Here is a 13,710-nt window from a genome sequence, read left to right on the forward strand (position 1 = left end):
TGTTAATTATTTGATTATTAATATTTTGTTAAGTTGGCACGCTGATTGCATTAAATGCACAAGTTATAAGTGAAACACCTTTTACTTATCTTTTTTATGTACTAATTAACTGGAGGCTATATGTCCGACACAATTATGTCAAATTATAACAAATTACGTACAGATCTTGTAACAAAAGATCGCCGATTCAGTGCTCAAGACGGCAAACTATGTTTTGATGGCGTTAATTTGGAACAGTTGGCAAAAAAATATCCAACTCCTTTTTATGTTTTTTCTGAAAAAGAAATTGATCGTAATGTGCAAGAAATTAAAGATGCTTTTAAAGCGCATCCTAATACTAAGATTTTTTATGCTTCAAAAACTTGTTCAGTAATGGGTGTATTAAAAGCGATTAAAGATGCAGGTATTTATGCAGAAGCGAACTCAATGTATGAAGTCCGTAAATGTTTAGATATTGGATTTAGTGGTAGCCAAATTGTGTTTAATGGTGTAGTTAAAAAACCAGTAGATTTAGAATTTGCTATCCAAAACGATCTTTATATTATCAATGTTGATAGCCTTTATGAACTTGATATTATTGATGAAATTTCAACTCGTCTGAAAAAAGTTGCTAATGTTTGTGTACGCGTAGAACCGAATGTGCCATCAGCAACTCATGCAGAATTAGTAACTGCATATCATGCAAAATCAGGTATTGATTTAGAACAAGCTGAAGAAACTTGCCGCCGTATTCTTAAAATGCCTTATGTACACTTACGTGGTTTACACATGCATGTTGGAGATCAAGTTCCTGAGTCAGAACCATTTGCTAAAGCAACTAAGGTACTAGTTGATGAATCACGTCGTTTAGAAGAAGTGCTTGGTATTAAATTTGATTTAATCAACGTTGGTGGCGGTATTCCAGTACCATACAAATATGACGAAGAAAATGGTAATCCTTTACAAGACAACATGTACGCAGGTATTACTGCACAAGACTTTGCTGATGCAGTTATTAGTGAAGTGCACAAATGGCGTACTGATGTTGAAATCTGCATTGAACCTGGTCGTAAAGTAACTGGTTCAGCAGGTGTTCTGGTAACAGAAGTTGCCTGTGAAAAACGTAAAACTAATTATGATTTAGACGGTAACGTTGAAGAACATGTTGAATGGAAATTTGTTGATGCAGGTTATAGTGTGTTGTCTGACAGTCAACATTTTGATTGGTTCTTCTATGTTTATAATGCGTCAAAAATCAATGAATCACATGATGAATATATTAAATTAGCTGGACCTTTATGTGATGGTGGTGACTATTACCATGTAGGTGTTAAAGGTGAAGAGTTCTTAATGCCTAAAGACACTCAAATTGGTGATATTGTTGCGTTCCTTGATGCTGGCGCTTATACCATTGAAAGCCAAACAGTTTATAACAATCGTCCTCGTACAGCTGTAGTGATGATCGATAAAGAAGGTGAAGATCGCCTGATTCGTCGTGAAGACACTTACGAAGATATGGTTGGATACGATCTGTATTAATCATGATTTATCTGGAGCAGATAATGCTCCAGATATGCTAATGTGAGGTTATATATGAGTAATGCTAAAGATTCAGGTTTGCTTGGTATTAAAGACATTGTGTTTATGAATGTCATTGCAATATTGAGTTTACGTCAAATTCCTAATGTAGCTCCTTATGGGGCATCAGCGATGTTGCTTTGGCTACTTGCTGCATTTTGTCTTTTCTTCCCTTTAGCCATGGTTTGTGGTGAGCTTTCAACTGGCTGGCCAAAAGATGGTGGGATTTTTGTATGGGTAAAAGAAGCATTTGGTAAACGTATTGGTTGGATAGTTGTGGTTTGCTTCTTGTTTTCTTGTGTGCTTTTCTTCCCATTAATGTTGCAATTTGGTTTTACTGCAATTGGTTATATGTTTAGTGCAGAATTAGCACAAAATCAAGTATTTATTGGTGTAGGTTCCATGGTTGTCTTTTGGATTTTGACACTTATGAATATTAGAGGTATGCAATGGACCAAAATTATTAATAGTGTTAGTGCCTGGCTTGGAGTATTTATCCCGGCAGCGATTATTATCGTCTTAGCGATAGTATGGTTATTAACCGGCCACCTAATGGCAACGGATTATAGCCATGTTAGTGATTGGATCCCTGATTTAAGTAGTTGGGATACTATTGTGTTCTTATCTAGCATGATGTTTGCTTTTGCCGGACTTGAAGTCGCTCCAATGATTGCAGGGCGTACTCGTGATCCGCAACGTGATTTCCCTAAAGCAATGGCAGTATCAGCAATTGTAATTGTTGGTATTTATATGATTGGTTCATGGGCAATTAACACCTTATTACCTGCTCAAGATACTGATATTGTTGCTGGAGTAATGCAGGCTATGGAAGCTGCAGCTAACGAATTACATATGCCTTGGTTATTACCAGTTATGGCTATTTGTTTATTCTTTGGTGCTTTAGGACAAATTAACTCATGGTTAGTTGGCCCGATCTATATGTTACAAGAAGCATCTAAAGAAGATAATTTACTTGGAGAACGAATTGGTCGTTTACACCCAGTTTATAAAACACCAGCCTTTGCATTAATTATTCAAGCAATTATTGTAACGGTTTTATGTTTCTCAACTTTTGTATCACCAAGTATTGCAGCGGCTTATTGGATGTTAACGGCGTTAACTACTATCTGTTACTTTATTCCATATTTAGTAATGTTTATTGCTTATTATCGTTTACGTATTACGCAACCAAACGTAGCACGTAGTTTTAAAATTCCGGGTAAAGTAATGCCGATTGTATTACCTGGTTTAGGATTCTTATCTACTCTGTTTGCAGTGGTCTTAGTTTTTATTCCACCAGCACAAATCGACATGGGTGGTTATGCAGAGTATGTAGCTAAAATTGTTGGTGGTGCGGTGCTTGCTATCGGATTAGCTGAATGGATATTCCATCGAGCTCAAAAACGCAATCGTCTACAACACCAGTAAAATATAGAGGAGTGTAAATATATGTACAAACCTATATTGGAAATTGATTTACGTAAGTTAAGAAATAATGCCCGTGTAGAAAAAGATCTGTTAGCTAAACATGGCATTGAAGTAATGGCTGTAAATAAGGTTTTTGATGGTTGTGTCGAAACGGCGAAAGCCGTTCTCGATGGTGGCATTGATGTTATTGCCGAATCAAGAACTTATAATTTGAAAAAAATTAAACAAGCCTTAAATTGTAAAACTTGCTTATTACGTAGTCCTTGCTTAAGTGAAATTAGTGATGTAGTTAAATATGCTGACATTAGCTTAAATAGTGAGCCAGAAGTTATACAAGCACTTTCAGATGAAGCCGTAAAACAGCAAAAAGTTCATCAAGTTTTATTAATGGTGGATATGGGCGATTTACGCGAAGGAATTTGGTTTGAACATATTGATGAAATTATCAATACTGTTAAACTAATACTATCTTTACCTGGTGTTGAGCTTTATGGGCTTGGCACTAACTTTAACTGCTATGGTACTGTTTTGCCTACCGTCAAAAATGGTGAAGATTTTTTACAAATAGCTCGTAAGGTAGAACAATCCTGTAATATTAAAATAAAATATTTATCGGCTGGTAACTGTACTAGTTATCACTTACTAGATAAAGGTCTTTGGCCGGAAGGATTGAATCATTTGAGAATAGGTGGTTTACATGAGTTTGGTATTGAGTATGTAGATATGAAATATCTTGATGAATTTCATCATTCAAACAAACCAGTTGATAAAGCATGTAGTAATTTGTACAAATTATATGCGGAAATCATTGAACTCAATAGTAAACCTACTGTTCCCGTTGGTGAATTAGGTGTAGATGCTTTTTTAAATAGTAAAACATTTGTTGATCATGGGACTCGCAAACGAGCACTTCTTGCCTTTGGGCGTCAAGATGTTCCTGCAGAAAGTTGTATTCCCGTCAATGATAATATTACTGTTTTAGGGCAAACCAGTGATCATACACTCGTCGATATTGAAGATGTTACGCAAACATTACGAGTTGGTGACATCATTTGTTTTGAACTAGATTACACCGCCTTACTTATGGCATGTCAAACTAATGGTATAGAAAAACGGTTTATTTATTAATTCGTACAAACTGCTGGGTAACCAGCAGTTTTTATTGTTTATTAGGCGGTTTACCATGGCAACAATAGAATCTCAAGACACTCCTTACCCCAGTAGTACGTTAAAGAAAAATCTAAAAAATCGACATTTGTTGATGATTTCGTTAGGTGGATCAATTGGTACCGGATTATTTATTGGTATTGCAGCCCCACTAAGCACAGTTGGACCATTAGGCACAATTATTGCCTATTTGATGGCTGGGTGCATAATGCTGTCAACAATGTTATGTTTGGGGGAACTTTCTTGTGCATTTCCTCATGCTGGTTCTTTTCAACACTATGCTTTAATGTTTATACCTAATCCAATTTGGAGTTACACCATAGGTTGGTTATATTGGTTAAGTTGGGTGCTGTCGATGGCGGCAGATTTAACTGCAGCGTCAATGATTGCTCACCAAGTGTTTTCTAATATTCCCATTTATCTTTTTAGTTTATTAATTTTAATTGTTATTACTTCTGTACACCTAACCTCAGTACAAGCGTTTGGTGAAAGCGAGTATTGGTTTTCAACCATTAAAGTACTAGCAATTATTGCATTTATTGGCATTGGTATTTATCTACTTTATCAGCAATATTCACATACGCATATTTTACCAACTTTTAAAACCGGATCTGGTTGGTTTCCTAATGGATTTTTATCTATTTTTATTTGTATGACTATTGTCACCTATTCGTTTCAAGGTGTTGAATTAATCGGTAGTGCTGCTGGTGAAGCGCAATCACCACAATCTGTGTTACCAAAGATAATAACTGGTGTTGCTTTTCGTATTATCCTTTTTTACGTATTAGCCATTGCTGTATTAGCATTGGTTTATCCATACGGAACCGAACATAATGAAATTAGCCCTTTTATTTGGGTTTTCAATAAAGCAGGGATTACATTTGCCTCGTATATGATGTTGTTTGTTATCTTTTGTGCTGCAATATCAGCCGCTAATTCTGCTATTTATGCTAGTTCAAGAATGTTATGGTCTATGGCGCAAGATAATCTAGCACCTAAATATTTTTCTACAGTAAATAAACGTGGAGTACCAACTAAAGGTATTTTGTTTATTTCGATAATTGCGCTAGTATCTTTATTTTCTAAATATATAGCGGCAGAAAAACTGTATATCTATTTGGTAGCAAGTACCGGGCAAGTAGGGTGCTTTGCGTGGATTATTATTTCTTGGTGTCAGTATCAATTCCGTAAGGGTATAAATAGTGGTAAATACCCCAAAGAGATGATCAAATTTAAATCACCTTTATTCCCTTGGCTGGCAGCAATTTCTATTATTGTTAATTTGGTGATTATTATTGGAGTCTGGTTTGGTGAATCAGGTCATTTCATCTTATTGTCAGAAGTAATATTAATCTTAGTTATCTTGGTTTCTTATTTTTTCTATAAGAAGCGACATCCAATAATTAGTGGTGGGTTATAACCATCTAGATTAAATATAGTTACTAGTTACTTATGTAAATAATTGGTGATCACAAATTATCAATCCGTTAATAAAGAACTAAACAGTATGTATTGCCTACTGTTTAGTTTACTAATAACGCTTGCGATTAATTATGTTCATTTTAAATAGAAGATGAGTTACTGACTTATTTTAAAAAAGCTGCAACTCCAGTAAAAATTACTTGTGCAGCAATAGCTGACAATAGTAATCCAGTTAGTTTTGCTAGGATAGCAATACCAGTATTTTTTAAAACTTTAGCAATACTTTTGGCACATAACAACATAGCATAAATACCACCGGAGGCAATTAATAGCGAAATAGCCCCAATCAGATTTTGTACAACACCAATTGCACCTGTTCCTAATACAATAATAGTACCAATGGATGCTGGCCCCATACATAGAGGAATGGCTAATGGCACTACACTGATATCTTCGTCACTATTAATTTTGTTTTTTTCTGGGGAATCATTCATTAGTGATACGGCGGTCAAAAATAATAACGCTCCTGAGCCAATTCTAAAAGCATCCAGCGTAAAACCAAAAATACTAAACATGGCATTACCAATAAAGAACAACACAATCCCAATAATAAAAACCGCACACGACGTTTTAAATGCTGTTTTGCGTCGCTGTTGTTCATTGTATTGTTTAGTACCACTCAAAAACGCACTTAAAACTGCTGGAGGGGTCATTAATGCAAATAATTTTACGGTTGTAGCAAGAATATCGACAAGATAGTCTCCCATGATATATACCTTCTGTGTGGCTTTAATAAATAAAGTTAATTTTATCAATAAATATTGGTGGGCAATAACTTTTATTATATAAAAAAACGGTCACCATAAAGGTGACCATATTTAATTTGATATATTTTACTTAATTTTTAGTAGTTAACTAATCAAAATTAGTTAAGGCGCTCTTTAATACGAGCCGCTTTACCACGAAGTTCGCGTAAGTAGTAAAGTTTAGCTTGACGTACTTGACCACGACGTTTCACAGTAATTGAATCAACAATTGGTGAGTGAGTTTGGAATACTCGTTCAACACCTTCGCCATTCGAAATTTTACGTACTGTAAATGCAGAATGTAAACCACGATTGCGAATTGCAACAACCACACCTTCGTATGCTTGAAGACGTTTTTTATTACCTTCAACAACCCATACTTTTACTTCAACCGTATCGCCCGGGCGAAAAGACGGGATGTCTTTTTTCATTTGTTCTTGTTCTAATTGCTGAATAATTGCATTTTTCATAATATTATCTCTTACTAGTTATACTGAAATATTAATCGCTTTGCTTATCACTGTATTCATGTTGAAATTCAGCAAGTAAGCATTGCTCTTCATCAGTCAGAGCTAGATTTGCAAGAAGATCTTTTCTTCTTAACCAAGTTCGTCCTAGTGATTGTTTTAATCGCCAGCGACGAATCGCTTCATGGTGACCAGACATTAATACATCAGGCACCGCCATACCATCTAACACTTCAGGCCTGGTATAGTGAGGGCAATCAAGTAAACCGTTAGCAAAAGAATCTTCTGCTGCCGATGATTCGTGATGTAACACCCCAGGAATAAACCTAGCTAGTGCATCAATCATAGTCATCGCCGGTAATTCACCACCACTCAATACGTAATCCCCAATTGACCACTCTTCATCAATATCGGTTTGGATAACGCGTTCATCTATGCCTTCGTATCGCCCACAAATCAAAATTAACTTTTGGTTTTGTGACAATTCGCAAACGCCTTGTTGGTTTAGTTTGCGCCCTTGTGGAGACAGATAAATTACTTTAGTATCGTCACCTGCTACTGTTTTAGCTGCATGAATAGCATCTTTAAGTGGCTGTACCATCATTAACATGCCTGGTCCACCCCCATAAGGTCTATCATCGACAGTCTTATGCTTATCATGCGCAAAATCGCGCGGGTTCCAATAATTTACTTCTAACAGTCCGTTTTTAACTGCCCGACCAGTTACACCATAACTAGTAATAGCTTGAAACATTTCGGGAAAAAGGCTAATAACGCCAATCCACATATTCTTACCTTACTAATTAAAAACCGGGATCCCAATCGACCACAATCATTTTTGTTGTTAAATCAACTTGCTTAATAAATTGTTCTTCAACAAAAGGAATTAAACGTTCTGTTGCTCCAAATGCATCTTTTAGATTCGCTTTTACTACCAATACATCGTTAGAACCAGTTTCCATTAAATCAGTTACCTGACCTAAGTTGTAACCACTGATTGTTTTCACTTGGCAACCAATCAGATCTTTCCAATAAAAATCACCATTATCAAGTTGCGGTAATTTTTGTGCATCAACATAAACTTCAGCGTTAGTTAATGCATTAGCTTGGTCGCGATCATCTATGCCTGTAAGCTTCACAATCATGTCTTGATTATGCGGTTTAAAGCTTTCTACGATTACTTCTTGCCATTGTCCAGCACGCTGAATATACCAAGGAGTATAATCAAAAATACTATCTGGAATTTCTGTAAACGAAAAAACTCTGAGCCATCCACGAATGCCGTAGCTTGAACCAAGTTTGCCGACAACAATTAGATTCTCAGTATTCATCATTACAGTTACTATTTTTACTTAATTAAGCAGCTTTTTGTGCTTGTTTGATCAATGTATTAACACGATCAGAAACAGTTGCACCTAAACCAACCCAATGATTTACGCGATCAAGATCTAAACGTAATTCTTCGGCATTACCTTGTGCAATTGGATTAAAAAAGCCAATGCGCTCAATAAAACGACCATCACGTGGGTTACGGCTATCAGTGACAACTACTTGATAAAAAGGGCGCTTTTTAGAGCCACCACGAGCTAAACGAATAGTTACCATAACATCCTCTTAAATTAAAAAAATCTTTTTTTTGCCCAACACGGACAAAATCAAAGCCCGAGAATTATACCCTTTCTAGCAAAAAGTGCAATGGCTGTTTCTAGCTGAAAGCAAGTGAAATAGTTCATAATATAAGCGAATTAGTTGATATACATAGATAAGTTATAAAAATGAATTAGCGATTTTTAATGGCGGTTATGTTAGTTCTTATTTTTTCTAGTAAAAGCGCGCTTTAAAACATCAAAAAAGCCAAGTGATTTTACCATTTTTTGTCCATCAATATATACACGTATCGCTTTTAAGACTTTTTTAGGATCTGTAGATGCAAAAGTGAAGGTTCCATTTTGTTTGGTTTGAATCGAATAACGAGGTATCCATCTGCCACCGAATAAAACCGAGGCAACAACATAATCTACTTCATTCCATGGAATTTGGATATATTTACGGCTATCTCGTTGATGATAGAACTCGAAAGCTTTGTCGCCAATCATAATATTGCCATACTCAGAAAAACCGACAAAAGCAGTAGCTTTGACCGTTAGATCGATTTTAGTATTTAATGATTGTACCATATTTGAATATCCATATTGATTAGTCAATTTGTGATCAGAGTCTCAGCATTTATCTAGAATCTAAATTGATTCATAAAGTGCAGACACAATTAGCACCAACTAAATAAAGAGCATAATGTTATACTCAAACATTATGCTCTCCTGAAACATCTTAACAAAGTGTTACGCTTATAATAGGCCAATTACATGACCAACAATACCAACTATAAATAGACCAAGGATGATCAAAATAGGTGATACTTTTTTACGTAGTAACCACATACATAAGAAAGTTAATAATAACGGTACTAAACCAGGAATTAACTGATCTAAGTTATTTTGAAGGGTAGTGACCTTTTCTTGAGTGAGTGCTAAGCCACTTTGCAATTGTATTAATGCTTGTTGGATACCTTCAGCTCCATCAGGTAGTGAATTCCAATCAATAAATGCTCCATTATCTAATTTGACTGTTGATACTACTGGTTGGAATTTTATCGATACCCACCTTTGCACTAAGGCTGCAAGTACAAACATCCCCAATATAGAAGCACCTTTGGTGATTTTTTGTAGTAAACCGCCTGATAAGTTATCAGTAATTTTAGAGCCAGTGCGGTAACCAAATTCTTGGGTGTACCACATAAAGCCCCAACGAATAATATTCCATAATAAAAAGAATAAGATAGGCCCAACAATGTTACCACTTAACGCTAATGATGCACCGAGCGCACCTAACATAGGACGAACAGTAAACCAGAATACTGGATCACCAACACCAGCTAAAGGTCCCATCATACCAACTTTTACACCTTGAATAGCTACGTCATCAACAGCAGCACCATTAGCACGTTCTTCTTCAAGGGCAAGTGTTACACCAAGTACTGGCGATGCTAAATAAGGGTGAGTATTGAAAAATTCTAAGTGACGTTTAAGTGCTGCAGAACGGTCTTCTTTAGTAGTATATAATTTCTTAATCGCTGGGATCATAGAATAAACCCATCCGCCATTTTGCATACGTTCATAATTCCAAGAACCTTGGAGAAAAGTCGAACGCCAAGCCACAGCTAAACGATCTTTTTTACTTAATTGAATTCTATCTGTCATTTTCGTTCTCCAAATTCTTAGTAATCATTCAAAATGTCATCAAGTGGGTCACCTTTATCGCCACCATTTGATGAATTGCCACGTTCAGAAAGGCTTAGGTAAATAAGTGCTAATGCAATGCCTAATGCACCTAATGCAATCAAGGTTAATTGTGATATCGCAGCAACGACAAAACCGATGATGAAGAATGGCCATACTTCACGGTTTGCCATCATATTAATTACCATAGCATAACCTACAGCAACTACCATACCACCACCAATAGCCATACCAGTGGTTAACCACTCAGGCATTGCATTTAATGCTTGTTTAACGGTTTCTGCAGGAATAAATAATAAAGCAGCAGCTGGGATAGCAATTCTTAATCCTTGTAAACAAATGCCTAGAATTTGTAACCATTCAATACGGCGAATATTTCCTTGTTCTGCTGCTGCATCCATCATATGAACAAGTGGAACAGCGATAGTTCGTACAATCATAGTTAAGAATAGTCCAGCAACCGCAAGTGGAATTGCAATAGCGATAGCGGTTGATACACCAGCTACACCTTGTCCACCTAAAACTAAAATTATTGCAGAAGCGACGGAAGCTAATGCTGCATCTGGAGCTACAGCTGCGCCAATATTTGCCCAACCTAGTGCGATCATTTGTAATGAACCACCAAGTACAACTCCAGCTTCTAAATTACCTGTTACTAGCCCGATTAATGAACAAGCTACTAACGGTTGGTGAAATTGAAACTGATCTAAGATACCTTCCATACCCGCTAAGAAGGCAACAACTATCACTAGAATGATAGCAATAATAGATAACGTCATAATATAACCCCTTAAATAAAACTAATTCTTTTGTTCGGCTAATTCTTCTTTCGCTTTTTTCAGTAACTCATCCATATTACTGCTAGAATCGTTAGGTACTTTGCGAACATCAAATTTTACATTCTTGGTTTTTAACTTTTCAAAGGCTTCTACATCATCAGTATTCATGGATAAAACTTTATTTACCATCACCTTGCCAACTGAATGAGCCATAGATCCAACATTAAGCTCTTTAATGTCAACACCACCTTCAACAGTTCGTAAAACATCTTCTGGATTTTCAAATAAAAGTAATGCTTTAGTATTGCCAAAACGAGGATCGTGCGCAACTTCAATAATTTTTTTAATTGGCACCACATTGGCTTTTACACCAGGAGGAGCTGCTTCTTCGATAAGTTTTTTTCTTAAATCATCTTTAGCAACTGAATCTGAAACAACGATAATGCGGTTAGGATTAGTAGATTTAGTCCAAGAAGTGGCAACTTGACCATGTAATAAACGAGAATCAACACGAGCAAGAACAATTTTCATTTTACCGTCACCAAGGACTGTACCTTCTGGTATGGTATTTGATTGTTTAACTGCTGCATTTTTAGGCGCGCTAGTTTCAACCGTAGCTCGAATTCCTTCTTTTGCGGGTTCTAACAATGCACCAGCAATTTCTTTAGCTGTTTCCATTGATAATCGAGAAGAGTAAGCCTCAATTAACATAGGTAGATTCAAACCAGCAACAATAGCCCAATTGCTATGTGCCCCACATAAATTATTCGCTTGATTAAATGGTGTACCTCCCCACAAATCGACTAAGAATAATACTTCATCTTGATTATCAAATGTAGCTATTGCTGCTAACATTCGTTCTTTCAAACTTTCAGGACTATCACTTGGGTGCAAAGTCACGGCTTTAACGTTCTCTTGTTCCCCAAATATCATTGTTCCCGATTGTAGAATACCTTCTGCAAACTCACCATGAGTTGCCAGAATAATCCCTACCATACGATTCCCTCCAAATTATTATCTTATTAGATAATATAAAGTTACTATAAATTTAATTTCTAAAACTATATTGGTTCACTTATTTTAAGTCTCAAAATATATAACAATTATATGTGACTAAAAAAGTTAAAACTCTATTGTTAAAAGATGTATTTTTATAAATAATTAGCAACATAATTTTTTGTGAAAAATATGTTTATATTGCTGATTTTTATGTATTTTTTGTTAAATTATGGCCTCAAGTGACAATTCTGTTTTAAATAAAATGTTATATTATCAGAGAATTTTAATTAAAGTTGAAAAAATATTCCACTTTTTCAAAATAAAAGTACGTATATTTTTATTCTTTTTGGTTATAGATTTTTGCTAATTATTGATCATCCTTTTAAGAAAGCAAATGATTATTTTTTAGAAGTTAGTGCTAAATATGAAGTGTGTATAGATATTGTGAAATAGTGTTTTTTTACTGAATAATTAATAACGACTTGCATATAGTTATTAAAAAATTATAAATATAGTTATTAAATATATTAATTAATATAAGGTTTATATGTAAAAACGTTTATAACTTTATATTTATCTTTACAAAACTTTATATAAATACGTTTTTATTTTTTTACTTAAGTTAGTATACTAAAACGGTTATATTTGTATATTAAATGAATTAATATACAAAAAATTAGTAAATATAAACATAACATATTGATTTTAAGGTATATTTATGCTACAATATCTAACAAGGAAACAAGGAAACAAGGACTTGATCAACCAAATTTTCTGAACAGTTTTTTTTATAACCTTTTTAAGTTTAGTTCGTTACTTTTTATTAAGTTTTTCCTTCGTAAAATTAGGTTTAAATTTTGTGTATTTAATCTAGTTTTATTATTATTTCCCTTTTTTTGCTCAGCCTTAACCGCAGTAACTAAAAATCCTATAAATGGTTCTTTACCTTATTTAACTTTCAATGATGGTGTAACTAGAGAGGTTACCGCAACAGCTTTAGGTTTAATTAGAATAACACTTCCTGATGGAACTTCACTTATACCAACCCAACATGATGTCTATCCTGATTCAATTGTTGATACCTCTAGTGCAGATGATCCTATAATTTTGAAAACATCTGATACTTTTGATAGCATTAAAACCTATGTCCCATTCCCCTCTGAAGGCAATACCAATTATCCAAAAGTAGATTTTGATCAGTTATTGGTTGCACCCTATAATTATTGGCAAGATGATGATGGTGATGAATTAATCCCTGCAAGTTCACCTCAGGCTAAAGGTTCTTTAACTGTAGTCTGGAAAGATAAGTATGGGCGTGACATCACAAATCGAATCAAATCTAATCCTTCCGCAAAATTATCTAGTTGTGAAGCACCATATTCATTAACAGTTGGATTAAATAAAGGTGAAATACGCACAAAATACGGAATCCCGAGTAAATTCACTATTGATAATAATAACCATACTTATTATATTTACCCGAAACCAACTGAACCTATATTTTGTTATGCACAGCCAAATTTAACCCACGGAGATGGGCAATATGCTGGACCAGAAGACCAATGGGATCCTAAAAATGGTTTTAAATTACAAGATGTTAATACTCCTGAAAGTAATTTTCCGACAGTTGGTGGAAATAATTTATTTTTCAAATTAATCGTAGATGGAATTACTGCAGAAAAAATTATTAATACCAATGGTGCAATAGTTCAACCAGAAGTTGGTGAAGGGGTTAGCTTGGAGTTAACTGCAGAAAATAATGAACCACAAGGAAAGGTTGTTCGTGTAA

Annotated in this window: 14 protein-coding genes; 5 read left to right on the top strand and 9 right to left on the bottom strand. The window is 35.0% G+C overall.

Annotation, left to right across the window (positions count from 1 at the left end; all coding sequences use genetic code 11):
- The first annotated feature begins 120 nt into the window (after positions 1-120).
- From lysA to A9G12_RS02275, 4 genes are read left to right on the top strand one after another with little or no spacing between them, the layout of a single operon-like run.
- Positions 121-1,518, top strand: a complete 1,398-nt coding sequence (gene lysA, locus A9G12_RS02260; RefSeq protein ID WP_065564259.1) for a diaminopimelate decarboxylase — start codon at positions 121-123, stop codon at positions 1,516-1,518.
- Positions 1,519-1,572: 54 nt separating this feature from the next.
- Positions 1,573-2,985, top strand: coding sequence for an APC family permease (locus A9G12_RS02265; protein ID WP_065564260.1), 1,413 nt, complete (start codon positions 1,573-1,575; stop codon positions 2,983-2,985).
- A 21-nt stretch (positions 2,986-3,006) separates the two neighbouring features.
- Complete coding sequence (locus tag A9G12_RS02270) at positions 3,007-4,113, top strand: alanine/ornithine racemase family PLP-dependent enzyme (RefSeq protein ID WP_065564261.1); 1,107 nt, start codon at positions 3,007-3,009, stop codon at positions 4,111-4,113.
- A gap of 55 nt (positions 4,114-4,168) precedes the next feature.
- Positions 4,169-5,572: an amino acid permease gene (locus tag A9G12_RS02275; protein ID WP_065564262.1), complete on the top strand. Its 1,404-nt coding sequence runs from the start codon at positions 4,169-4,171 to the stop codon at positions 5,570-5,572.
- A 166-nt stretch (positions 5,573-5,738) separates the two neighbouring features.
- On the opposite strand, the gene A9G12_RS02280 is transcribed toward A9G12_RS02275, so the two are convergent.
- The 9 genes from A9G12_RS02280 to A9G12_RS02320 all read right to left on the bottom strand — a co-directional run bounded on the left by A9G12_RS02280 (position 5,739) and on the right by A9G12_RS02320 (position 11,918).
- Positions 5,739-6,341 (bottom strand): MarC family protein, encoded by a 603-nt coding sequence (locus A9G12_RS02280; RefSeq protein ID WP_065564263.1) that lies wholly within the window; start codon positions 6,339-6,341, stop codon positions 5,739-5,741.
- A 158-nt stretch (positions 6,342-6,499) separates the two neighbouring features.
- A complete protein-coding gene (gene rplS / locus A9G12_RS02285) occupies positions 6,500-6,850 on the bottom strand; it encodes a 50S ribosomal protein L19 (protein ID WP_025314641.1) in 351 nt (116 codons plus the stop codon).
- 31 nt (positions 6,851-6,881) lie between these two features.
- Complete coding sequence (gene trmD, locus A9G12_RS02290) at positions 6,882-7,634, bottom strand: tRNA (guanosine(37)-N1)-methyltransferase TrmD (RefSeq protein ID WP_065564264.1); 753 nt, start codon at positions 7,632-7,634, stop codon at positions 6,882-6,884.
- Between the two features lie 16 nt (positions 7,635-7,650).
- Complete coding sequence (gene rimM / locus A9G12_RS02295) at positions 7,651-8,178, bottom strand: ribosome maturation factor RimM (RefSeq protein ID WP_255306396.1); 528 nt, start codon at positions 8,176-8,178, stop codon at positions 7,651-7,653.
- Between the two features lie 25 nt (positions 8,179-8,203).
- On the bottom strand, positions 8,204-8,452 hold the full coding sequence (rpsP, locus tag A9G12_RS02300) for a 30S ribosomal protein S16 (RefSeq protein ID WP_065557501.1): 249 nt from the start codon (positions 8,450-8,452) through the stop codon (positions 8,204-8,206).
- 200 nt (positions 8,453-8,652) lie between these two features.
- Positions 8,653-9,024 carry a DUF956 family protein gene (locus A9G12_RS02305; protein WP_065564266.1) on the bottom strand — a complete coding sequence of 124 codons (372 nt, stop codon included), beginning with the start codon at positions 9,022-9,024 and terminating at the stop codon, positions 8,653-8,655.
- Positions 9,025-9,192: 168 nt separating this feature from the next.
- Complete coding sequence (locus tag A9G12_RS02310) at positions 9,193-10,104, bottom strand: PTS system mannose/fructose/sorbose family transporter subunit IID (RefSeq protein ID WP_065564267.1); 912 nt, start codon at positions 10,102-10,104, stop codon at positions 9,193-9,195.
- 17 nt (positions 10,105-10,121) lie between these two features.
- On the bottom strand, positions 10,122-10,922 hold the full coding sequence (locus A9G12_RS02315) for a PTS mannose/fructose/sorbose transporter subunit IIC (RefSeq protein WP_065564268.1): 801 nt from the start codon (positions 10,920-10,922) through the stop codon (positions 10,122-10,124).
- Between the two features lie 21 nt (positions 10,923-10,943).
- Entirely contained in the window at positions 10,944-11,918 is a 975-nt protein-coding gene (locus A9G12_RS02320; protein WP_065564269.1) for a mannose/fructose/sorbose PTS transporter subunit IIB, read from the bottom strand.
- Between the two features lie 702 nt (positions 11,919-12,620).
- Here A9G12_RS02320 and A9G12_RS02325 point away from each other — a divergent pair.
- Positions 12,621-13,710, top strand: a 1,090-nt coding sequence (locus A9G12_RS02325; RefSeq protein ID WP_141674093.1) for a hypothetical protein, incomplete at its 3' end; no start/stop codon positions are given.

Origin of the sequence: Gilliamella sp. wkB112, assembly GCF_001690685.1 — a bacterium.
GTDB classification, from domain to species: Bacteria; Pseudomonadota; Gammaproteobacteria; order Enterobacterales; family Orbaceae; genus Gilliamella; species Gilliamella apicola_J.